General features: G+C 72.9%; 17 protein-coding genes and 2 tRNA genes. 14 read left to right on the top strand and 5 right to left on the bottom strand.

Annotated elements, in window-relative coordinates; all coding sequences use genetic code 11:
• The first annotated feature begins 1 nt into the window (after nucleotide 1).
• Nucleotides 2-748 (top strand): beta-ketoacyl-ACP reductase, encoded by a 747-nt coding sequence (locus ACE3Q2_RS01100; protein ID WP_374472138.1) that lies wholly within the window; start codon nucleotides 2-4, stop codon nucleotides 746-748.
• 6 nt (nucleotides 749-754) lie between these two features.
• Here ACE3Q2_RS01100 and ACE3Q2_RS01095 read toward each other — a convergent pair whose 3' ends face one another.
• On the bottom strand, nucleotides 755-2,623 hold the full coding sequence (locus ACE3Q2_RS01095) for an SUMF1/EgtB/PvdO family nonheme iron enzyme (protein WP_374472136.1): 1,869 nt from the start codon (nucleotides 2,621-2,623) through the stop codon (nucleotides 755-757).
• A gap of 128 nt (nucleotides 2,624-2,751) precedes the next feature.
• Between ACE3Q2_RS01095 and rnd the strand changes: the two genes are divergently transcribed.
• The 9 genes from rnd to ACE3Q2_RS01050 all read left to right on the top strand — a co-directional run bounded on the left by rnd (nucleotide 2,752) and on the right by ACE3Q2_RS01050 (nucleotide 9,962).
• The gene (gene rnd, locus ACE3Q2_RS01090; RefSeq protein ID WP_374472134.1) at nucleotides 2,752-3,840 is read left to right on the top strand and encodes a ribonuclease D; all 1,089 of its coding nucleotides are present in this window, start codon (nucleotides 2,752-2,754) and stop codon (nucleotides 3,838-3,840) included.
• 41 nt (nucleotides 3,841-3,881) lie between these two features.
• A tRNA-Ala gene (locus tag ACE3Q2_RS01085) sits at nucleotides 3,882-3,957 on the top strand.
• A 55-nt stretch (nucleotides 3,958-4,012) separates the two neighbouring features.
• The gene (locus ACE3Q2_RS01080) at nucleotides 4,013-4,942 is read left to right on the top strand and encodes a homoserine kinase (protein WP_374472132.1); all 930 of its coding nucleotides are present in this window, start codon (nucleotides 4,013-4,015) and stop codon (nucleotides 4,940-4,942) included.
• Between the two features lie 49 nt (nucleotides 4,943-4,991).
• Nucleotides 4,992-5,068 (top strand) — tRNA-Arg (locus tag ACE3Q2_RS01075).
• A gap of 42 nt (nucleotides 5,069-5,110) precedes the next feature.
• On the top strand, nucleotides 5,111-6,643 hold the full coding sequence (locus ACE3Q2_RS01070) for an aldehyde dehydrogenase family protein (RefSeq protein WP_374472130.1): 1,533 nt from the start codon (nucleotides 5,111-5,113) through the stop codon (nucleotides 6,641-6,643).
• Nucleotides 6,644-6,651: 8 nt separating this feature from the next.
• Complete coding sequence (locus ACE3Q2_RS01065) at nucleotides 6,652-6,951, top strand: DUF4190 domain-containing protein (protein WP_374472128.1); 300 nt, start codon at nucleotides 6,652-6,654, stop codon at nucleotides 6,949-6,951.
• A 13-nt stretch (nucleotides 6,952-6,964) separates the two neighbouring features.
• Nucleotides 6,965-7,999: a quinone-dependent dihydroorotate dehydrogenase gene (locus ACE3Q2_RS01060; protein WP_374472126.1), complete on the top strand. Its 1,035-nt coding sequence runs from the start codon at nucleotides 6,965-6,967 to the stop codon at nucleotides 7,997-7,999.
• A complete protein-coding gene (gene murB, locus ACE3Q2_RS01055; RefSeq protein WP_374472124.1) occupies nucleotides 7,996-9,042 on the top strand; it encodes a UDP-N-acetylmuramate dehydrogenase in 1,047 nt (348 codons plus the stop codon). Before ACE3Q2_RS01060 ends, murB begins: the two co-directional genes overlap by 4 nt.
• 47 nt (nucleotides 9,043-9,089) lie before the next feature.
• On the top strand, nucleotides 9,090-9,962 hold the full coding sequence (locus ACE3Q2_RS01050) for a DMT family transporter (RefSeq protein WP_374472234.1): 873 nt from the start codon (nucleotides 9,090-9,092) through the stop codon (nucleotides 9,960-9,962).
• A gap of 3 nt (nucleotides 9,963-9,965) precedes the next feature.
• Here the strand turns inward: ACE3Q2_RS01050 and ACE3Q2_RS01045 are convergent, their stop codons facing one another.
• Nucleotides 9,966-12,716 carry a tetratricopeptide repeat protein gene (locus ACE3Q2_RS01045; RefSeq protein ID WP_374472122.1) on the bottom strand — a complete coding sequence of 917 codons (2,751 nt, stop codon included), beginning with the start codon at nucleotides 12,714-12,716 and terminating at the stop codon, nucleotides 9,966-9,968.
• A gap of 98 nt (nucleotides 12,717-12,814) precedes the next feature.
• On the opposite strand from ACE3Q2_RS01045, the gene ACE3Q2_RS01040 reads away from it, so the two are divergent.
• On the top strand, nucleotides 12,815-13,711 hold the full coding sequence (locus tag ACE3Q2_RS01040; RefSeq protein ID WP_231697403.1) for a GGDEF domain-containing protein: 897 nt from the start codon (nucleotides 12,815-12,817) through the stop codon (nucleotides 13,709-13,711).
• A gap of 7 nt (nucleotides 13,712-13,718) precedes the next feature.
• Here the strand turns inward: ACE3Q2_RS01040 and ispG are convergent, their stop codons facing one another.
• Together ispG and ACE3Q2_RS01030 are read right to left on the bottom strand one after the other, a co-directional pair.
• Nucleotides 13,719-14,957, bottom strand: coding sequence for a flavodoxin-dependent (E)-4-hydroxy-3-methylbut-2-enyl-diphosphate synthase (ispG, locus tag ACE3Q2_RS01035; RefSeq protein WP_374472120.1), 1,239 nt, complete (start codon nucleotides 14,955-14,957; stop codon nucleotides 13,719-13,721).
• On the bottom strand, nucleotides 14,954-16,597 hold the full coding sequence (locus ACE3Q2_RS01030) for a hypothetical protein (protein ID WP_374472118.1): 1,644 nt from the start codon (nucleotides 16,595-16,597) through the stop codon (nucleotides 14,954-14,956). Before ACE3Q2_RS01030 ends, ispG begins: the two co-directional genes overlap by 4 nt.
• A 101-nt stretch (nucleotides 16,598-16,698) precedes the next feature.
• On the opposite strand from ACE3Q2_RS01030, the gene xseA reads away from it, so the two are divergent.
• Complete coding sequence (gene xseA, locus ACE3Q2_RS01025) at nucleotides 16,699-18,045, top strand: exodeoxyribonuclease VII large subunit (RefSeq protein ID WP_374472116.1); 1,347 nt, start codon at nucleotides 16,699-16,701, stop codon at nucleotides 18,043-18,045.
• Here the strand turns inward: xseA and ACE3Q2_RS01020 are convergent.
• The gene (locus ACE3Q2_RS01020; RefSeq protein ID WP_231697399.1) at nucleotides 18,042-19,505 is read right to left on the bottom strand and encodes a diguanylate cyclase domain-containing protein; all 1,464 of its coding nucleotides are present in this window, start codon (nucleotides 19,503-19,505) and stop codon (nucleotides 18,042-18,044) included. The two genes, xseA and ACE3Q2_RS01020, sit on opposite strands and share 4 nt — an antisense overlap.
• A 79-nt stretch (nucleotides 19,506-19,584) precedes the next feature.
• On the opposite strand from ACE3Q2_RS01020, the gene ACE3Q2_RS01015 reads away from it, so the two are divergent.
• Nucleotides 19,585-20,133, top strand: coding sequence for an RNA polymerase sigma factor (locus ACE3Q2_RS01015; protein ID WP_374472232.1), 549 nt, complete (start codon nucleotides 19,585-19,587; stop codon nucleotides 20,131-20,133).
• Between the two features lie 65 nt (nucleotides 20,134-20,198).
• A complete protein-coding gene (locus tag ACE3Q2_RS01010) occupies nucleotides 20,199-21,881 on the top strand; it encodes a von Willebrand factor type A domain-containing protein (protein ID WP_374472114.1) in 1,683 nt (560 codons plus the stop codon).
• Nucleotides 21,882-21,887: the final 6 nt, after the last annotated feature.

The raw sequence follows: 21,887 nt of genomic DNA, 5'->3' as shown, positions 1-21,887 counted from the left end.
AATGGCCACGCCCCCGCGCATCGCCCTGGTCACCGGGGGCGCCGGTGGCATCGGCGCGGAAACCTGCCGCCAGCTCGCCCGCGCCGGCCACCGCGTGCTGGCCGCCGACCTGCCGCTGTCGCCGGAGCGCCACACGCGCTTCGAGGCGGACATGGCCGGGCACGACGTGGTGTTCCTGCCCATGGACGTCACCGACGAGGCCGGCTGCGCCGCCGCCATCGCCAGCGCCCGCGCCAGCCACGGCGAGGTGGACGTGCTGGTGAATGCCGCCGGCATCACCCGCGACGCCACGCTGCGCAACATGAGCCGCGAGCAGTGGGACCAGGTGATGACGGTGAACCTCGACAGCGCCTTCGTGCTCTGCAAGCTGCTGGCCGAGGGCATGGCCGCGCGCGGCTTCGGCCGCATCGTCAACATTTCCTCGGTGAACGGCCAGACCGGCCAGTTCGGGCAGACCAACTACGCCGCCGCCAAGGCCGGCCTGCACGGTTTCACCATGGCGCTGGCGCGCGAACTGGCGCGCAAGGGCGTCACCGTGAACACGGTGAGCCCCGGTTACATCCGCACGCCGATGACCGACGCCATGCCCGAGGCCGTGCGCGAGCAGGTGCTGGCCATGGTGCCGGCGGGCCGTATCGGCGAACCGGCCGACGTGGCGCGGGCGGTGGTGTTCCTGTGCGGCGACGACGCCGGCTACCTCACCGGCGTGAACCTGCCGGTCAACGGCGGCCTGTTCATCAGCTTCTGACGCGGGTCAGAGTTCGCGCACCACGCGGAAACCCACGCGCGCATTGGTGGTTTCGGCCGGTGCCGACTGCCGGTAGGCCGAACGCGCACGCTCGAGCGAACTGGCCCAGGACGCGCCGCGCAGTACCCGCTCGTCGCAGCCCGGGTTGACCCAGGCGCTGCCGTCGCGCGGCGCGCGGCGGTAGCTGTCGTGCCAGCAGTCGAGCACCCATTCCGACACATTGCCGACCAGGTCGAAGGTGCCGAAGGCCTCGGCCGGATAGGTGCGCACCGGCGCCGGGCCCCAGTGGCCGTCGGCATAGGCGGGGATGGCATTGGCCCATTTGCGCTTGAGCCGCGACTCGTCGCCGTCGCCGGTGAGGTTGCCGACCACGCGGCTGGGCACGCCTTCGCCCCAGGGGTAGGCCTCGGTGCGGCCGGCGCGCAGTGCGTATTCGAACTCGGCTTCGCTCGGCAGACGGTAACGCTGGCCGGTCTGCGCGGACAGCCAGGCGGCGTAGGCCTCGGCGTCCTCGAAGGCCACGTGCACCACCGGCAGCTCCGGCTGGGCGGGGCTGCCAGCGTAGTCGCGGCGCCAGTCCACGCGGCCGTGCTCGCCCATCACGCCGCCCTTCTCGTCGTACACGGTGGAGCGGCCGCGCCGGGTGGCGACGCTGCGGTAGCCGCTGGCTTCGACGAAGGCGCGGAACTCGGCCACGGTGGTTTCGTTGCGGGCGATGGCGAAGCCGCGCGCGAAGCTGATTTCGTGGCGCGGGCCTTCGTTGTCGAAGCGGCCCGGCTCCTCCTCGGGCGAACCCATTTCGAAGGCGCCGTGCGCCAGCACCACCATCTCCGGCGCCTCGCCGCCGATGGCCAGCGGCTCGCGGAACACCTGCCCCGGGCGGAAGCGACCGTAGTGCCGCGCCATGGTGATGCGTTCGCCCAGCGCGTCCAGGCCCTGGGCCTGCAGCGACACCTGCTCGGCTTCGGCCAGCCGGCGCGCGGCGAGTTCGAGGTCCAGCGCGTCCACGGCCGCATGGCCCTGGGCCAGCAGCTGTTCGGTGCGCGACTGGCGCAGTTCGACGATGCGCGCGGCCATGTCCTGCAGCGCGCTCGAGTCGGGCACGATGCGCGCGGCTTCGGCCTGCAGGCGCTCGGAGCCGGCGTAGTCGCCTTCCTGCGCCGCCTGCAGCGCGCGGTTGAGGTGCGCGGCCTGCAGCCGGGCCAGGCCGTCGCGGGCCGGCGCGTAGTCGGGGAACGCCGCCAGCGCCTCGCGGTACGCCACCACGGCGCCGCCACCCTCGGGCTTGAAGATGCGGTTGGCGGCGGCGCGGGCTTCGGCCAGGCGCACGCTTTCCTGCGCACGCCGGGCCGCGGCGATGGCCTCGCGGTAGGCGGCCAGGCCCGGGTGCTGGGGCTGGGCGCGGGTGCAGACGCGCTCGTAGCGCTCGGCGTCGGCGAAGCGCGCTTCGGCCAGGGCGGCGCGGCCGCGGCCCTGAAGCTCGGCCAGGATGCGTTCGACGCCCGCGAGCGCGGTGGCTTCCGTGGCGTCGGTGGCGAGCACGCCCAGGTAGCGCTCGAGCGCGCCGGGCGCGGGGGCCTCGGCTTCGGCGGCACCTTCGACCGCGGCGGCATCGATGGGCGCCGGCACCGGCTCGGCCAGCAACCGGCCTGCGGCTTCGTCGGCGGCGGCGGCCTTGAGCGCCTGGCGGATGCGGTTCGCGGGCACCGGGGTGATCTCCGGCGTCCAGGCCGGCACCACGGCCTCTTCGGCCAGCGGCGCCAGCACCACCTCTGCCTCGAGTTCGGCCGGGTCCACGGGCGCGGGCGCCCCGGCAGGCGCGGCGGCATCGGGATCGGGGGACGCGCCGCAGCCCGCCAGCAGCAGGGCGGCCAACAGCCCGACCGGGAGGATTCGCTCAAGCGTGGTCATCGTCGTGGAACGGCGGCGCCCCTGGCGTCGGATCGGTCTGGCGAGCCGAACTTAGGCTAAGGTGCCGGCTCCTGGCAACCGCAGCGAACCCCGTGCACCACTGGATCTCCTCCCCGCAAGCCCTTTCCGAAACCCTCGCCCGCTGGGCCGGCCAGCCCCTGGTGGCGCTGGATACCGAATTCATCCGCGAACGCACCTACTACCCGCAGCTGGCCCTGGTGCAACTGGCCGTCCCCGGCGAAATCCTCCTGGTGGACCCGCTGGTACCGGGCATGGCCGAAGCCCTGCGCCCGCTGCTGCTCGACCCGGCGGTGACCAAGCTCATGCACAGCGCCAGCGAAGACCTGCAGGCCCTGCAGCGCGGCTGCCAGGCCCTGCCTTCGCCGCTGTTCGACACCCAGGTGGCCGCCGCCATGTGCGGGCTGGGCGCCGGCCTGGGCTACCAGAAGCTGGTGGAACAGGTCATCGGCGTGCAGCTGGCCAAGGGCGAAACCCGCTCGGACTGGCTGCGCCGCCCGCTCAGCGACTCCCAGCGTGAATACGCCGCCGACGACGTGCGCCACCTGCACGCCGTGCACGCCTTCCTGGACAAGGAACTGGCCGAACGCGGCCGCCACGCCTGGCTGCGCGCCGACGCCGAACGCGCCCTGCGCAACGCCGCCCAGGACGGCGACGACCCCTACCCGCACCTGGGCGTGCGCAGCGCGCAGGGCCTGGACGCCGACGGCCAGGTGCGCCTGTGCCGCATGCTGCGCTGGCGCGAGGGCGAAGCGCGCCGCGCCGACAAACCCAAGAGCTGGATCCTCGACAACGAACTGGCCGTGGCGCTGGCCCGCCGCCCGCCGGCGGACTTCCGCGAATTCGGCGCCGTGCTCGACCGCCATCCGAAGGCCCCGCGCAAGTCGCGCGGCGAGCTCTGGGAAACCCTGTCGGCCCCGGTGACTGCCGCCGACCGCGACATACCGATGGTCAGCGGCGACGCCGTCGACAAGCAGCGTCTGAAGGCCCTGCAGCAGGCCGTGGCCGCCGTGGCCGAGGCCCAGGGCCTGCCCGAAGGCCTGCTCTGCGCCCGCCGCCACCTCGAGGCCCTGCTCGAGGGCCGCGGCTGGCCCGAGGCCCTGGAAGGCTGGCGCCGCGAGCTGCTGGAACCGCGCCTGGCGCCGATTTTGTCCGGCCGCTAGCCATCGCCGGAACATGCCTCTATAATTTCCCGACCTTCCGTGGGGGGGTAGCTCAGCTGGGAGAGCGCGTCGTTCGCAATGACGAGGTCGTGGGTTCGATCCCCATCCTCTCCACCACGATTCCGAAAGGGCCGGGCCGCAAGCCCGGCCCTTTCTTTTTCACCGGACCCACGTGACCCGCACTGCCACCGCCTTCTCCCCCGCCTCGGTCGGCAACATCGGCGTCGGCTTCGACCTGCTGGGCCACAGCGTGGCCGGCCCCGGCGACCGGGCCACGGTGCGCCGGGTGGACGCCCCGGGCGTGCGCATCACCGCCATCCGCGGCGTCACCACCGACCTGCCGTTCGAAGCCGCGCGCAACACCGCCGGCGCCGCCCTGCTCTCGCTCGCGGCCGCGCTCGGCCTGCGCCACGGCTTCGAAGTGGAACTCGACAAGGGCATCGCGCTCGGCTCCGGCATGGGCGGCTCCGCCGCTTCCTGCGTGGCGGCGCTGGTGGCCGCGAACGCCCTGCTCGATGCGCCGCTGCCGCGCGAGGCGCTCTACCCGCACGCGCTCACCGGCGAATCGCTGGCCAGCGGCGCCCGCACCGGCGACAACGTCGGGCCCATGCTGCTCGGCGGCCTGGTGATGGCCACGCCCGACCGCCTGGTGCGGCTGCAGGTGCCCGCGGCCTGGCACTGCGCGCTGGTGCACCCGCATTTCGTGCTCGAAACCCTGGTCGCGCGCGCCGTGCTGGCGCCGCCCTACCCGTTGGGCACGGTGGTCGAGCAGGGCGCCAACCTGGCGCAGGTGCTGCTGGGCTGCGAGCGCGGCGACGAGGGCCTGGTCCGCGCCGGCCTGCGCGACGTGCTGGTCGAACCCCGGCGCGCGCCGCTGGTGCCCGGCTTCGCCGCGGTGAAGCAGGCGGCGCTGGACGCCGGCGCGATGGGCGCCAGCCTCTCCGGCGCCGGCCCCAGCGTGTTCGCCTGGTGCACGGACGCCGCCACCGCGCGGCGCGCGGCCGAGGCGATGCAGCAGGCCTTCGCCGGCGCCGGCCTCGAGAGCGACGCCCATGTTTCGCCGGTGGCCGGCCCCGCGGCCTCGCTGGTGGACCCGGACTGAGCGCACTACTGGGGGCCACCGGGGGTTTCTGCGATAATCCGCGCGCCCTGGCCCCGTAGCTCAGCTGGATAGAGCGTCCCCCTCCTAAGGGGAAGGTCGTACGTTCGAATCGTATCGGGGCCGCCAATTCCCCGGCCGCAGCGCGGCCGCACCTTTCCGGAGCACGCAATGACCCACGCAGTCCTCACCGCCCTTGGCTTGACCGGCCAGGAATCCGGCACCTACCTCGGCCATGGCGAGTGGTCGGCCACCCGCGACGCGGGCGTGATCGAGCCGGTCAACCCGAGCAACGGCGAGGTGCTGGGCAAGGTCTATGCGTCCTCGCAGGCCGACTACGACCTGATCCTCGAACGCGCCCAGGCCGCCTTCAAGGTCTGGCGCACCACCCCGGCGCCCAAGCGCGGCGAAGCCATCCGCCTGTGCGCGGAAGCCCTGCGCAGGCACAAGGACGCGCTGGGTTCGCTGGTGGCGCTGGAAATGGGCAAGTCCAAGCCGGAAGGCGACGGCGAAGTGCAGGAGATGATCGACATCGGCGAATTCGCCGTCGGCCTCTCGCGCCAGCTCTACGGCCTGACCATGCACTCCGAGCGCCCGGGCCACCGCATGTACGAGCAGTACCACCCGCTGGGCATCGTCGGCATCATCTCGGCCTTCAACTTCCCGGTGGCGGTGTGGGCCTGGAACAGCTTCGTGGCCGGCGTCTGCGGCGACGTGTGCATCTGGAAGCCCTCGCCCAAGACCCCGCTGTCGGCCATCGCCTCGATGAAGATCTGCAACGAGGCCCTGCGCGCCGGCGGCTTCCCGGACATCTTCTTCCTGTTCAACGACGCCGGCAGCGACCTGGCCGCGCACTTCGTCGACGACAAGCGCATCCCGCTGATCAGCTTCACCGGCTCCACCCGCGTGGGCCGCCACGTCGGCGAGCGCGTCGCGCGCCGCATGGGCCGTTCGCTGCTCGAGCTGGGCGGCAACAACGCGATCATCGTCGACCCGTCCGCGGACCTGAAGCTGGCCATCCCGGCCATCGCCTTCGGCGCCGTCGGCACCGCCGGCCAGCGCTGCACCACCACCCGCCGCCTGTTCGTGCACGAGTCCATCTACGCCGACGTGCTGGCCAAGCTGGTCGCGGCCTACAAGCAGGTGGAGAAGAAGATCGGCGACCCGACCGACCCGGCCAACCTGATGGGCCCGCTCAACAGCGCCGACGCCGTGGACGCCTACCTCGACGCCATCGCCAAGGCCAAGGCCAGCGGCGGCAAGGTGGAAACCGGCGGCGCGCGCATCGACCGCCCGGGCAACTTCGTGCTGCCCACCATCGTCACCGGCCTGAAGAACAGCGACGAGATCGTCCAGCACGAGACCTTCGCGCCGATCCTGTACGTCATGCCGTACTCGGACCTCGAGGACGCCATCGCCATGCAGAACGACGTGCCGCAGGGCCTGTCGTCGGCGATCTTCACGCAGAACCTCAAGGCGGCCGAGGCCTTCCTGGCCGCGTCGGGCTCCGACTGCGGCATCGCCAACGTCAACATCGGCACCTCGGGCGCCGAGATCGGCGGCGCCTTCGGCGGCGAGAAGGAAACCGGCGGTGGCCGTGAATCCGGTTCCGACGCGTGGAAGGTCTACATGCGCCGCCAGACCAACACCATCAACTACTCCGACGCGCTGCCGCTGGCCCAGGGCATCAAGTTCGACCTCTGAGGCAGACCATGAACACGACTCCCCGGCAGACCAGCGCCCTCGCGATCACCAGCCTGGTCACCGGCATCCTCGGCTGGACCTTCCTGCCGCTGCTGGGCAGCCTGCTCGCCATCATCACCGGCCACATGGCCCGCGCCGAGATCCGGCGCGCGGCCGGCCAGATGGACGGCGACGGGCTGGCCATCACCGGCTTGGTGCTGGGCTGGGCAACGGTCGTGGTCACGGCGCTGACGATCCTGGCGTTCATCCTCTTCTTCGGGGGGCTGGCGGCGCTGCTGGCCCTGCTGGGCGCCAGCGGCAACCTCTGACCGGCGGGTGCGCATGTACTCGCTGGCCAAGCCTTTCCTCTTCCACCTCGACGCCGAGCGGGCCCACGACGTGGGCCTGCGCGGCATCGAGGCGGCCTATCGCCTGGGCATGAACCCGCTGCTGGCGGGCAAGCCCAAGCCGCTGCCCACCAAGGCCTTCGGCCTGGTGTTCCCGAACCCGGTGGGCTGCGCCGCCGGCCTGGACAAGAACGGCGCCCACGTGGACGCGCTGCTGGCCCTGGGCTTCGGCTTCGTCGAAGTGGGCACGGTCACGCCGCGGCCGCAGGAGGGCAACCCGAAGCCGCGCATGTTCCGCTTGCCCGAGCACAACGCGGTGATCAACCGCCTGGGCTTCAACAACGGCGGCGTGGACGCGCTGGTGCGCAACGTCTCCCGCGCGCGCCGCAAGGGCGGCCTGCTGGGCATCAACATCGGCAAGAACAAGGACACCCACAACGAGGACGCGGCCGAGGACTACCTGTACTGCCTCGAGCGGGTCTACCCGCTGGCCGACTACGTCACCGTCAACATTTCCTCGCCCAACACCGCCGGCCTGCGCGAGCTGCAGGAAGAGCAGCAGTTGCGGCGCCTGGTGGGCGAACTGCGCGAAGCGCAGGAGCGCCTGGGCGCGCAGCACGGCAAGCGCGTGCCGATGCTGGTGAAGATCGCCCCCGACCTCTCCGACGACGACGTGGACGCCTGCGCCCGCGTGCTGTCCGACCTGAAGGTGGACGGCGTGATCGCCACCAACACCACCCTCGACCGCCTGCCGGTGGAAGGCCACAGGCTGGCCAGCGAAGCCGGCGGGCTGTCGGGCGCGCCGCTTTACGGCAAGTCCACCGCGGTGCTGCGCCGCCTGCGCGGCCGCCTCGACGACGGCATCCCGGTGATCGGCGTGGGCGGCATCCTCAGCGGCGCCGACGCGGCCGGCAAGATCACCGCCGGCGCGCTGATGGTGCAGTTCTACACCGGCCTGGTGTACCGCGGCCCCGAGCTGATCGGCGAATGCGTGGACGCCATCCGCCGGCGCCGCGAGGGCGTGGCGTGAGCGGCTACCAGCTGGCCGAGAACGTTTCGCTGGCCGGCCGCAACACCTTCCGCGTCCCCGCCCGCGCCGCGATGATGGCCGACGTGTCGCGCGCCGACGCGCTGGCGGAACTGTTCGAATTCGCCATGCTGCGCGACGGCCCGGTGCTGGTGCTGGGCGAAGGCAGCAACCTGCTCTTCGCCGGCGATTTCCCCGGCGTGGCCATCTGCCTGACCATGGCCGGCGTGCGCATCGTGCGCGACGACGGCGACACCGCCCTGGTGCGCGCCGAAGCCGGCATGAACTGGAACGACCTGGTGGCCTGGACCCTGGCCCGCGGCCTGTGCGGCCTGGAGAACATGGCGCTCATCCCGGGCACTGTCGGCGCCGCGCCAATCCAGAACATCGGCGCCTACGGCGTCGAGGTGGGCGAGTTCATTGAAACGGTCGAGGCCTTCCAGCGCGACACCGGCCAGATCAAGCGCCTGGCCGCCGCCGACTGCGGCTTCGGCTACCGCGACAGCCTGTTCAAGCGCGAGGCCGACCGCTGGGTGGTCACCGCGGTCGAACTGCGCCTGCCGCGCCAGCGCGAGCTGCGGCTAGACTACGCCGGCGTGCGCGAGGAGCTCGCCGCCATGGGCATGGCCACGCCGCGCGCCGTGCACGTGGCCGAGGCCATCAGCCGCCTGCGCACGCGCAAGCTGCCCAACCCCGCCCTGCTCGGCAACGCCGGCAGCTTCTTCAAGAACCCGGTGGTCGACGCCGCCACCGCCGAAGCCCTGCAGGTCGCGCACCCCGGCCTGCCCGCCTTTCCCGGCGGCGACGGCAAGCGCAAGCTCTCCGCCGCCTGGATGATCGAGGCCTGCGGCTGGAAGGGCTTCCGCGAAGGCGACGCCGGCATCGCCGCCCAGCACGCGCTGGTGCTGGTGAACCACGGCCACGCCACCGGCGAACAGCTGCTGGGCCTGGCCCGGCGCGTGGCCGCCTCGGTGCGCGAACGCTTCGGCGTGGCGCTGGAGCCCGAGCCGCGCATCATCGGCGCCCGGTTCGACGACGCGGCGTGAACCCCGCCCGCGACCGCCCCGTGGACGTGCCGCGCGCGGTGGCGCTGATGGTCGCCGGCACCGCGCTGTTCGGCCTGATGGCGGTTTGCATCCGGCTGGCGTCGGCCCAGCTGCACGCCTTCGAGATCGCCTTCTTCCGCAACTTCTTCGGCCTGGTGTTCATCCTGCCGATGCTGTTCCGGCACGGGCCCGGCATCCTGCGCACCAACAAGCTCGGCTTCTACGCCGGCCGCTGCGCCATCGGCATGGTGTCGATGCTGGCGGGCTTCTGGGCCATCGTTCACCTGCCGCTGGCGCAGGCGATCGCGCTGTCGTACTCGAGCCCGCTGTTCGTCACCATCGCCGCCGTGATCTTCCTGGGCGAGGTGGTGCGCGCGCGCCGCTGGACCGCGGTGATCGTCGGCTTCCTGGGCGTGCTGGTGATCGTGCGCCCCGGCTCCGACGCCTTCACCGCCGGCAGCCTGGTGGCGGTGCTGGCGGCCGTGGCCAGCGCCAGCGCCGCCATCAGCATCAAGTTCCTCTCGCGCACCGAGCACCCCGACGCCATCGTGCTCTGGACCACGATGATCTGGGTGCCGATGTCGCTGCTGCCGGCCGTGCTGGTGTGGGAGACGCCGGTGGGCATCACCTGGCTCTGGATCGTGCTGGCCGGTTTCCTCGGCACCACGGCGCACATGCTCTGGACCCGCGCGCTGCGCCTGGGCGAAGCCTCGATGCTCACGCCCATCAGCTTCCTGCAGGTGCTGGTGGTGGCGGTGTTCGGTTGGTTCCTGTTCGGCGAGGTGCTCGACCGCTGGACCGTGCTGGGCGCGGCCATCATCTTCGGCTCGAACGTCTACATCGCACGGCGCGAGGCGCGGCTGGCGCGGCAGGCGGTGACCGACCCCGAGATCAACCCCGAGACGCCCTCGCCGCGCTGAGGCTCAGGGCAACGGCTCTTCTTCCAGCGACTCGCGCAGCCGGTCGGCGACGCGGCGGGCCGGCGGGTCCAGGCTTTCCGGCGCGGCGTCGAGCAGCGGCCTGACCTGCGCGGCGAACAGCGCGTCGGCCTCGGCGCGTTCGCCGAGCACCCGCAGCGCGCGCACCACCGGCAGTGCACCGGCGGCCACTTCCGGGTGACCCTCGCCCCAGGTGGCCTGGCGGGCCGCCAGCGCCGCGCGGTAGGCCGCCAGCGCGGCACGGGCGTCGCCGGCGTCCAGGTAGAGGTCGCCCTCGGTGTCGAGCAAGTGGTGCACCTGCGGATTGCGTTCGCCCAGCACCCCGACCACGTCGGCCTTCACTTCGCGCAGGTAGCGCAGGGCCTCGTCGTCGCGGCCGGCACGGCGCAGGGTGCCGGCGTGGTTGGCCTTCACGAACAGCGTGTCGGGGTGCGTGGGGCCGAGCAGGCGGGTGCGGCCGGCGATGACCTCCTCCTCAAGCGCCAACGCCTCCTCGTAGCGCTCCAGCCGCGCCAGCAGCGCCGACACGTTCAGGCGCGAACGCAGCGCGTCGGCCGAACCGGCGCCCAGCACGCGCTCGCGCGCCTCCTGCACCTCGCGGGCGATGGCCAGCGCCGCCTCCACCTCGCCCTGGTCGCTGAGCATGTTCGACAGGTTGCTGCGCTGGTTGAGCGAGTATGGGTGCTCGCGCCCGAGCTTGCGCTCCTGGATGTCCACGAGCTGGCGCTGCAATTCCAGCGCGCCTTCGACGTCGCCGCCCATCACCCGCAGGATGGCCAGGTTGCTCATCGAGGCCAGCGTGTCCTCGTGTTCGGGGCCCAGTTGCGCGGCGCGCTTCGCATAAAGCCCTTCCAGCGCCTCGCGGGCCTTGGCCTGCTCGCCGGTGCGGGCGTAGCTGATGGCGAGGTTGTTGAGCAGCCCCTGCACCTTCGGGTCGTCTTCGCCGCGGGCGGCCAGGGCGCGCGCGTGCAGCGCCTCCTGCAGGTCGCGGGCACGCGGCCGGTCGCCCAGCGAGGAAATCAGCTCGCTCTGCTTGAGCTCGATGGCCAGCCGCAGGTCGCCCACCGGGTCGAGTCCGGCGCTGCGGGCCAGCAGGTCTTCCACCAGCGCCATCGCCTCCTTGGCCTTGCCGCCGGCGTGCATGGCGTTGGCCTGCTTGAGGCGGGCGTCGAGCGTGTCGGGGTGGTCGGGCCCGAGGCTGGCCTCGCGGTCGTCGGCGACGCGGGTGAAGCCGGCTTCGGCCTCGGCCACCAGCGCCATCGCCAGGTACACGTCGGCCACCGACTCGCGCAGGCCCGCGGCCAGCGCCGGCTGCCCGGCGAATTCGCGCTCGATGGCATCCTCGGCGCCGGCCAGCACGTACTGGCCCAGCAGGGTGCGCGCCAGGTCGGTCGGGCTGGCCTGGGCCAGCACCGCGTCCAGGGCGGGCAGCTGGCCCGGCGCCGATTTTTCGATCTGCGCGCGCAGGCCGGTGGACAGGCCCACGCCCATGGCCTCCACGTCCACGCCCTCGAGCATGGACTGCTGGAAGGCCACCACGCGCTCGAGCTCGGCGCTGCGCTGTTCGGCCAGCGCGCGCTGCTGCCGCGCCTGCTGCAGGCCGTAGAGCGACAGCGCCAGACCCGCCAGCACCGCCAGCGACACCGCCGCGGCGGCGACCAGCGCCACGCGGTGCCGGCGCAGGTACTTGCCCAGCACGTAGCGCCGGCCGGCGGGCACGGCGGCCAGCGGCTGGTCGTCGAGGAAACGCTGCAGCTCCTGCGCCAGCTCGGCGGCCGAACTGTAGCGCTCGGCGCGGTCGCGGCGCATGGCCTTGAGCACCACCCAGTCGAGCTCGGTGCGCAGCACGCGGCGCAGGCGCGGCGCGCTCAGGCCCAACTGCCCGGCGCGGGCGACGGCATTGCCCGGCGCCAGCACGAGGATCTGTTCCGACGGCGGCGGCACCGTGGTGCTGGCGGTGCGCGGCGCATCGGCGGTGGCCGTGCCCACGCCCGGCCGGCGGCCGGCCAGCAGTTCGTACAGCAGCACGCCCAGCGAATAGACGTCGGAGCGGGTATCCACCTCGATGCCGTCCAGGCCGGCCTGCTCGGGGCTCATGTAGTCGGGCGTGCCGGCGCGCTCGAGTTCGCCGGCCCGTTCGCCCGCGGCCAGCGAGCGGCTGGCGGCGGTGGCGATGCCGAAGTCGATGATCTTGGGCAGCGGCCGGCCGTCCACCACCGACACCAGGATGTTGCCGGGCTTGAGGTCGCGGTGGATCACGCCCTTCTGGTGGGCGTGCTGCACGCCCTCGCAGACGCGGATGAACAGCTCCAGGCGCTCGCGCAGCGGCAGCGACTGCTGCTCGCAGAAGCTGGTGAGCGGGCTGCCCTCGATGAACTCCATCGCGAAGAACGGGAAGCCTTCCGGCGTGGCGCCCGCGTCGTACACCTGGGCGATGGCCGGGTGCTTCATCTGCGCCAGCAACTGGCGCTCGACCTCGAAATAGGCCAGGTGGCGGGCATCGAGCCGGCGCGCGTGCAGCAGCTTCAGCGCCACCGTGCGGCGCACCGGTTCGAGCTGCTCGGCCCGGTAGACCTCGCCCATGCCGCCGCGGCCCAGCAGGGCCTCGATGCGGTAGCGGCCCAGGCGGGCGCCGGGCGCCAGCGCGGCGCCTTCCGGCGCCGGCGCGGGGCCGGCGGCGGAGCGCGTCGGCAGCCCTTCCGTCGGTGCGAGATCGTCCTCGTTGTGGCCCGCCATGCGTTCCCCTCCAGGCTCCCGCGGATGTTAACGCAAGCCCGCGCGAGGGCCGGCAATCCGGCTAAACTCGCCCTGTCCTCTGCCGTCCCCCGAGCCGCATGAGCACGAACGACCAGGAACCGATCACCACCCAGCTGACGATGCTCAGCGGCGGCCCGCGCCGCAGCGGCCCGCGTTCGGCCTGCGTGGTGGTGATCCACGGCGAGGGCCTGGGCAAGCGCGCCGACCTCGAGGACCGCCCGATCATCGTCGGCCGCTCGCAGGAGGCCGACCTGCACATCCCGCACAAGTCGGTCTCGCGCCAGCACTGCCAGATCTGGCGCGACGGCGACGCCTACCGCATCCGCGACCTCGAGGCCACCAACCGCACCCGCGTGAACGACCTGCCGGTCACCGAAACCCTGCTGGCCGACGGCGACCACATCACGCTGGGCGAATCGATCCTCAAGTTCATCAGCCACTCCAGCGTGGAGGCCCGCTACCACGAGGAGGTCTACCAACTGGCCACCCACGACGCGCTCACCGAGGTCTACAACCGCCGGCACTTCGTCGAGCTGGTGGACAAGGAAATCGCCCGCGCCACCCGCCACGGCCGGCCGCTGGTGATGTGCATCATCGACGTGGACCTGTTCAAGCCGGTGAACGACAAGTACGGCCACATCGCCGGCGACGGCGTGCTGCGGCAGATGGCGGCCATCCTGCGCGGCTTCGTGCGCGGCGAGGACGTGGCCGCGCGCATCGGCGGCGAGGAGTTCGCGGTGATGCTGCCCGAGGCCAGCCTCGACGACGCCCGCGCCTTCGCCGAGCGCCTGCGCGAGGCCGTGGCCGCGGCCACCTTCGTGCTGGGCGGCGAGCCGCAGCGGATCACCATCAGCATCGGCATCGCCAGCCTGGCGCCGGGGCGCGGCGACCGCAGCGCGCTGATGAAGGCGGCTGATGCCGCCCTCTACCGGGCCAAGGACGAAGGCCGCAACCGCGTCTGCGTCGAGGCCTGAGGCCGGCTCAGCCGGCGTCGCGGGCGGCGTAGCGGCGCGCGACGTATTCGTCGATCACGCCCAGGAACTCGTCGGCGATGCCCTCGCCGCGCAGCGTCATGGCCTTCTCGCCGTCGATGAAGACCGGGGCCGAGGGCGCCTCGCCGGTGCCCGGCAGGGAAATGCCGATGTCGGCGTGGCGCGATTCGCCGGGGCCGTTGACCACGCAGCCCATCACCGCAAGCGACAGGTTCTCGACGCCCGGGTACCTGAGCTTCCACACCGGCATCTGGCCGCGCACGTGCTCCTGCACCTTCTGGGCCAGCACCTGGAAGAATTCGCTGGTGGTGCGGCCGCAGCCCGGGCAGGCGGTGACCAGCGGCGTGAACGCGCGCAGGCCCATGGTCTGCAGCAGTTCCTGCGCCACGATCACTTCCTGGGTGCGGGACGCGCCCGGCTCCGGCGTGAGCGAGATGCGGATGGTGTCGCCGATGCCTTCCTGCATCAGCACCGCCAGCGCCGCCGCCGAGGCGACGATGCCCTTGCTGCCCATGCCGGCCTCGGTGAGGCCCAGGTGCAGGGCGAAGTCCGAACGCGCGGCCAGGTCGCGGTACACGGCGATCAGCTCCTGCACGCCGCTGACCTTGGCCGAGAGCACGATGCGTTCGCGCGGCAGGCCGATTTCCACGGCGCGTTCGGCCGACTCCAGCGCCGACACCACCAGCGCCTCGCGCAGCACGCGGGAGGCGTCCCAGGGCTCGGCGCGGGCGGCGTTTTCATCCATAAGGCGCGCGGCCAGGGCCTGGTCGAGCGAGCCCCAGTTCACGCCGATGCGCACCGGCTTGCCGAATTCGATGGCCTTCTCGACGATGGCCGCGAACTGGGTGTCGCGCTTCTTGCCGAAGCCGACGTTGCCCGGGTTGATGCGGTACTTCGCCAACGCCTCGGCGCAGGCCGGCTCGGCCGCCAGCAGGCGGTCGCCGTTGTAGTGGAAGTCGCCGACGATCGGCACCGGCACGTTCATCATGTCGAGCTTGTCGCGGATGCGCGGCACCGCGGCGGCGGATTCGGGGTTGTTCACCGTCACCCGCACCAGTTCGGAGCCGGCGCGCCAGAGCTCGGCCACCTGCTTCACGGTGGCGGCGACGTCGGCGGTGTCGGTGTTGGTCATCGACTGCACCACCACCGGCGCGCCGCCGCCGATGCGCACCTTGCCCACGTCGACGCCGCGGGTGCCGCGCCGGGGCATGGCCTTGGCCTCGCTCATGCCGCCTCCCCCGTCGTTTCAGCGCGGCGTTCGCCCAGCAGCACGTAGTCGCCGGCGTTGAGCAGCACCTCCACGTCCTCGAGCAGGTCGGGGCCGCGGGCGCCGACTTCCGGGATGTAGCTGGAGGCGTCGTGGATCACTTCCACCCGGCTGCCGGCGTCGATGGCCGCGCCGCAGACGAAGCAGCGGCCGCCGGCGCCGTCGATGGGGAAGACTTCCACCGCGCGGTGCACCTGGCGGCTGCCGCCGTCGGCGCTGACCACGCGCAGGGCCACCGCGCTGGAGCGGCGCGAAATGAGCTCCACGCCCGCCGACAGGCTGCCGTCGGGTTCGTAGCGCAGCCAGCGCATCACGCCCACCATCCAGGCCAGCTCCTCGCCCTGCTCGCCGAAGCCCAGGCCCACCAGCTCGCCGACGCGGGCGCGGGCCTGTTCGGCGCTGTCCCAGGCCATGCGGTAGCCGCCCAGGCTCTGGTCGAGCACTTTCGCGGTGAAGCGCGGCACGCGGGTCATGGCGGCGGCGCCCTGGGTCCAGGCCGCGCCGGCGATCACGTGCACCGTGCCCTGCGCGGACTGCCGCATGAAGGTGTCGAAATCGCGCTGGCCGGCCAACAGGTAATGCAGGCCGCTCAGGCCCAGCACGGTGTCGAGCGAATGCCCGGCGGGCAGGCGCACCAGGCCGCGCGCGGCCATCTGGCCGAAGGCGCGGCGCAGGCGGATCAGCAGGTCGTTGCCGACGCGCACGCCCAGGCCGGCGGCCGGCGACAGTTCGGCCTGGCCGTCGCGCACGCGGCCGAGCGCGCGCTCGACGTCGTCGCTGAAGGCGCGCAGGTCGAGCCAGCGCGAATGCGATTCGTCGCTGGCGCCCGGGCCGCGGTCGGCGTCCTCGGGCACCACGGGCGCGATGCCCTCGGGCTGGCGGTCGAGCAGCGCGCAGCGCGCCGCGTAGCCGCGGGTGAGCGGCCACATCGTGTCCTGCTCGGCCTGGGCGAAGGCATAGGGGTTCACCGAGGCCATCAGCAGGGTCTGCACGTAGATGGTCTGCACGTCCTGGGTGGCGCCGGCGGCCTTGTCCTCGCAGCCCTTGCGCTCGAGCTTGAGCGCGGTGGCGAACCGGTGCAGGCGGTGCAGGCCCTGCCAGGCGCCCACGGGCGCCGGGCGGTACACGCGCCAGGCCAGCGCCAGCGCGCGCGAATGGTGGAAGGCCGAACGCACCAGCGCCTGCAGCACCGCTCCGCCGCGCAGGAAGGGCACTGCGCCGGCCGGTGCGCACAGTTCGCAGGCCGCCTGCCGGTAGCCCACCGCCAGGTGCATGTGCAGGGTTTCGGCCACCGTGGCCGCGCGCGCCTTGTCCGGCGGCAGCGGCAGCGGACTGCCGGCGAACTGGCGTTCGAGCAGGGTGATGGCCTCGAGCGTGGCGCCGCGCAGCTCTTCCAGCGCAGCCAGGCGCTGCCCGCCCTCGAGCTTCTGGCCCAGCAGGCCGGCCAGCGCGCGGGAAATCTCCTGCTCGGCCGCCTGCGGATTGGCGCGCGGCAGCGCGGCCACCCAGGCCTTCACCTTCTTCGGGTCGGCCGGGAAAGGCGCGGCGCCGCCGGTGGCGGGCGGCAGGTCCTGGCACAGGCGGCGGTAGCTATCGCTCATTCGGGGTCCTCGCGAGGGGCACAGTTTAGACCGGGGCGCGGCCCCGCCCCACCCCCGCCAACGGGGCAAGGTATCCTGTCGGGCCGTCCCCGGCCTGATCCATGTCCACCCTAGCCCGCGAACGCCAGGTCCTGCGCCCGTCCCAGCTCAATGCGCTGGCGCGCGACCTGCTGGAAGGCAGCTTCCCGCAGGTCTGGGTCGAGGGCGAGATCAGCAATTTCTCCCGGCCAGCCTCGGGCCACGCCTATTTCACGCTCAAGGACGACCGCGCCCAGGTGCGCTGCGCCCTGTTCCGCGCCAACGCCCAGCGCCTGCGCTTCGCCCCGCGCGACGGCCTGCAGGTGCTGGCCCGCGGCCGGCTGACGCTCTACGAGGCGCGCGGCGACTACCAACTGGTGCTCGACCACATGGAAGAGGCCGGCGAAGGCGCGCTGCGCCGGGCTTTCGAGGAGCTCAAGGCCCGGCTCGCGGCCGAGGGCCTGTTCGACACCGCCCGCAAGCGCCCCCTGCCCGCCTTCCCGCGCCGGCTGGGCGTGATCACCTCACCCCGCGGCGCCGCCGTGCGCGACGTGCTGAGCGTGCTGGGCCGGCGCTTCCCGCTGCTCGAGGCCGAAGTGCTGCCGGTACCCGTGCAGGGCGACGGCGCGGCCGCGCAGATCCTCGACATGCTCCGCCGCGCCGGCGCCAGCGGCCGCTACGACCTGCTGCTGCTCACCCGCGGCGGCGGCTCGCTGGAAGACCTGTGGGCCTTCAACGACGAGGCGCTGGCGCGCGCCATCGCCGCCTCGCCGGTGCCGGTGGTGGCCGCCATCGGCCACGAGGTGGACGTGAGCCTGGCCGACTTCGCCGCCGACCTGCGCGCGCCCACGCCCTCGGCCGCGGCCGAGCTGCTGGCACCCGACGGCGCCGCCCTGCAGGCGCGCCTGCGCCGGGCCCGGCAGCAGTTGTCCGCGCTGGCGGCCCGCCGCCAGGCCGCCGCCGCCCAGCGCGCCGACCAGGCCTTCCTGAAACTGCAGGCGCTGCGCCCGCAGTTGCGCCTCGAACGGGGCCGCAGCCGCCTGGCCGAACTGCGCCGGCGGCTGGAGCAGGCGCAACAGGCCCCGCTGGCGCGCCGCGCCGAGCGCCTGGCGCGCCTGCTGCGCCGGCTCGACCAGGCCCACCCGCGCCGCCGCCTGCAGGAACAGCACCACCGCCTGGCGCTGCTGCAGCGCAGCCTGGCCGCCCTGCCCGCCCGGCTGCTGGAACCGCGCCGCCTGCACCTGCGCGGGCTGGCGCGCGCGCTGGAAAGCGTGAGCCCGCTGGCCACGCTGGGCCGCGGTTACGCCATCGTGCAGCGGGAAGACGGCCGGGTCGTGCGCAGCCCGGCCGACGCCGCGCCGGGCGAGCGCGTCACCGCGCGCCTGGCCGACGGCCAGTTGCGGTTGCGGGTGGAGCCGGACGCCGGCTAGTCGGCGTCCAGGATCGCCGGCGCGCGCCCCAGGGCCACCGGCCCGGCGAACTCCACGCCCTCGGCGCGGCCGTGCTTGGCGCGGTACATCGCCTCGTCGGCCTTGCGCAGCAACCCTTCGGATTCATCGCCGTCCTCCGGGAAGCGGGCGATGCCGATGCTCGCGCCCACCACCACCCAGTGGCCCTCGATGGGCACCGGCCGGCTGATGGCCGCCTGCACGCGCATGGCCACGGCGCGCAGCCAGTCCTCGCTGGTGCTGGCGTCGGTGCCCACGATCACCAGGAATTCGTCGCCGCCCATGCGCGCCACCACGTCGCCGGGGCGCACCGATTCGCTCAGGCGCTTGCCGATCTCGGCGAGAAGGCGGTCACCGGCGGCATGGCCGTAGGTGTCGTTCACCGGCTTGAAGCCGTCGAGGTCAAAGGACAGCAGCGCGAAGCCGCCGTCGCCGCGCCGGCCGCGGGCGATGCGCCGTGCCAGCTGCTGCAGCGCCCAGCGGCGGTTCGGCAGGTTGGTCAGCGAATCCATGCCGGCCAGCCGGCGGATCTGCTGGCGGTCGTGCAGGATGCGCGCCGTGGCCAGCGCCGCCAGCAGGCTCAGGCCGGCGCGGAACGGGAACCCCGGCGTGCTCCACCACGGGCGGGCGTCCCAGCCCTCCTTGGGCACGGCCGAAATGAGCCAGCTGCCGCCGGGCAGGAAGGCCGGCACGCGGACGGCCTTCGACTCGCGCGGCAGGCGGGGGCCGCGCACGATGTCGCCGCCGGGGCCGGAAGCGTCGCGGCCGACGATGCTCAGCACCAGCTCCTTTTCCAGGGCGCGGATGCCGGCGTTGCGCAGCATCAGGTCGTAGTCGAGCGCCAGGCTGACGGCGCCCCAGAGCCGCGGCACGCCGTCGCGGTCCACCCAGCGCGGCATGCGCACCGCCAGCGCGCGGTCGCCCTGGCGCATTTCGAAGGGCCCGGCCAGCACCGGTCCGTCCTGGCTGATGGCACGCAGCATGGCTGCCTTCTGGATCGGGTCGTTGAGCAGGTCCAGGCCCAGCGCGGCCTCGTTACCCTCGCTCGGGTGCACGGCGCTGATGACGAAACCCGGCGCCAGGCTGAAATTGAGGATCTGTGGCTGGCCCCGGCTCAACTCCTCGGCGAGCAGCGCGAATTCTTCCCGCGACAGGCCCTCGTGGCGCACCACCTGCACCGCCAGACCACTCACCAGGCCGACACTGCGGTAGATCTCGGTCTCGAGCCGGGCGCGGAAATCCGACAGGTCGCGCTGCACTTCGGCCTGGCGCTCGCTGAAGTAGCGCTCGCGCTCGAGCTGGGCGGCATTGATGCTGAAATACAGGCCCGCCAGCAGCACCGCCAGGCCGATGAGCAGGTGCCGGCCGGGCCTCAGCCAGCCGCCGGCAGGGTCGGCGGATTCGGCGCCGAGCGGTTCGTCATTGGCACGGCGGGAGGCCATGGGCGGCAATGTACAACGCCGGCCCGCCGCCCGCCCGGGCGGCTTCTCGGGCGGCGTGAAAGCCCGTACGCTGGCGTTCATGCAGGCGGAGCCCACCGACGAGGAACTGATGCTGGCCTACGGGGCCGGCGACGTCACCGCCTTCCAGCTGCTCTACGCCCGGCACCGCGCGCCGCTGTTCCGGCACCTGCAGCGCCAGGTGCGCGACGCCGCACTGGCCGAGGAGTTCTTCCAGGACACCTGGCAGCGCGTCATCTCCGCGCGCGGCCGCTACCGCCCCGAGGCGAAGTTCGCCACCTGGCTCTACCAGATCGCCAGCAACCGGGTCACCGACTACTGGCGCGCGAAATCGCACCGCCCCGACCCGCCGGCGAACGCCGACGAGATCACCGAGCGCCAGCCGGACCACGACACCCCGGAGCGGCGCCTGTCGGCCTTCGAGGAGCGCCGCCGCCTGCAGCTGGCGCTGGAGGAGCTGCCGCCCGAACAGCGCGAGGCGGTGCTGCTGCGGCTCGAGCAGGAGCTGAGCCTCGAGGAAATCGGGGAAATCACCGGCGTGGGCCGCGAAACGGTGAAGTCGCGCCTGCGCTACGCCATGGACAAGCTGCGCGCGAGGCTGCGGCCATGAGCCACCGACCCCCGCGCGGCCACCGGCACGTTGACACCGGCGCCACCCCAACCCGGAGCCACGCCATGCGCCATCTCGTCCTCAGCACCCTTTCCGTCGCCCTGCTCGCCGCCTGCGCGCACAAGGTCGCCGAAGAACCCGCCGAACAGTCCGCCGACGCCGCGCTCGAGAGCATCGAAGTCACCGGCAGCCGCGTTGGCGCGCAGGATGCGCGGCGCCTGCGGCACGCCGAGGCGCCCGCGCCCGCGATGGTCGTGGGCATGCCGGCGCCGCTGCCACCCCCGCCGCCGGCCTACGCGGAACCCAACACCGAGAACTACGCCGCCTTCGACGACAACCGCGTCGTGCGCACCGCCGAACAGCCGGTGTCCACCTTCTCCATCGACGTCGACACCGGCAGCTACAGCAACGTGCGCCGCATGCTGGCGCGCGGCCAGCTGCCGCCCAAGGACGCGGTGCGGGTCGAGGAGATGATCAACTACTTCGACTACGGCTACCCGGGCCCGGCCAGCCGCGACACGCCCTTCCGCGTCACCACCGCGCTGGCGCCCGCGCCCTGGGACGGCAAGCGCGTGCTGATGCAGGTGGGCATCCAGGGCTACGACGTGGAGCGCGCGGAGATCCCGCCGGCCAACCTGGTGTTCCTGGTGGACACCTCGGGCTCGATGGCCACGCCCGACAAGCTGCCGCTGCTCAAGGAGAGCTTCCGGCAACTGGTGCCGCGCCTGCGCGCGCAGGACCGCGTCACGCTGGTGGTGTACGCCGGCAGCGCCGGACTGGTGCTGCCGCCGACGCCGGGCGACCGCCACGGCGAAATCCTCGACGCGCTCGGCCGGCTCGAGGCCGGCGGTTCCACCAACGGCGGCGAAGGCATCGAGCTGGCCTACGCCATGGCGAAGCAGGCCTACATCGAGGGCGGCGTGAACCGCATCGTGCTGGCCACCGACGGCGACTTCAACGTCGGCATCTTTGATCCGCGCGCGCTGGAAACCAAGGTGGAGGACGGCCGCAAGGCGGGCATCGCGCTCACCACGCTCGGCTTCGGCGAGGGCAACTACAACGAGGCCCTGGCCGAGAAACTGGCCGACGTGGGCGACGGCAACCACGCCTACATCGACACGCTGATGGAAGGCCGCAAGGTGCTGGTCGAGGAAATGAGTTCGACCCTGCTCACCATTGCCAGCGACGTGAAGATCCAGGTGGAGTTCAACCCGGCGCAGGTGGCCGAATACCGGCTGGTCGGCTACGAAAACCGCCAGCTCGCCCGCGAGGACTTCAACAACGACCAGGTGGACGCCGGCGAGATCGGCGCCGGCCACGACGTGACGGCGCTCTACGAGCTGTGCCTGGTCGGCGCCGGCTGCGAATCCAGCGACCCGCTGCGCTACGCCCCGGCCGCCGCCGCGCCCGCCGGCGGGCCGGAGCTGGCCTTCCTGAAGCTGCGCTACAAGCAGCCCGGCACCGAACGCAGCGTGCTGATGGAGCGCCCCGTCACCCGCCGCGAACTGCAGGCGCAGGCGCCGGAAAGCCTGCGTTTCGCCGCCGCCGTGGCCGCCTACGCCGACCTGCTGCGCGGGGGGCGTAACATGAAGGGCTTCGGATGGGACCAGGTGGAAGCGCTGGCGCGCGACGCGCGCGGCGACGACCCCTGGGGCTACCGCGGCGAATTCCTGCGCCTGGTGGCGCAGGCGCGCAGCCTGTCCGCCGCGCAGCCCGCCGACGGCGGCGCGCAGGTCAACCAGGAGTAAAGCGCA

It is taken from the genome of Arenimonas sp. (assembly GCF_041913985.1).
Lineage (GTDB): Bacteria > Pseudomonadota > Gammaproteobacteria > Xanthomonadales > Xanthomonadaceae > Arenimonas.
Note: the sequence above shows the minus strand (reverse complement) of the source record. Positions and strands in the feature narration are given on the sequence as shown.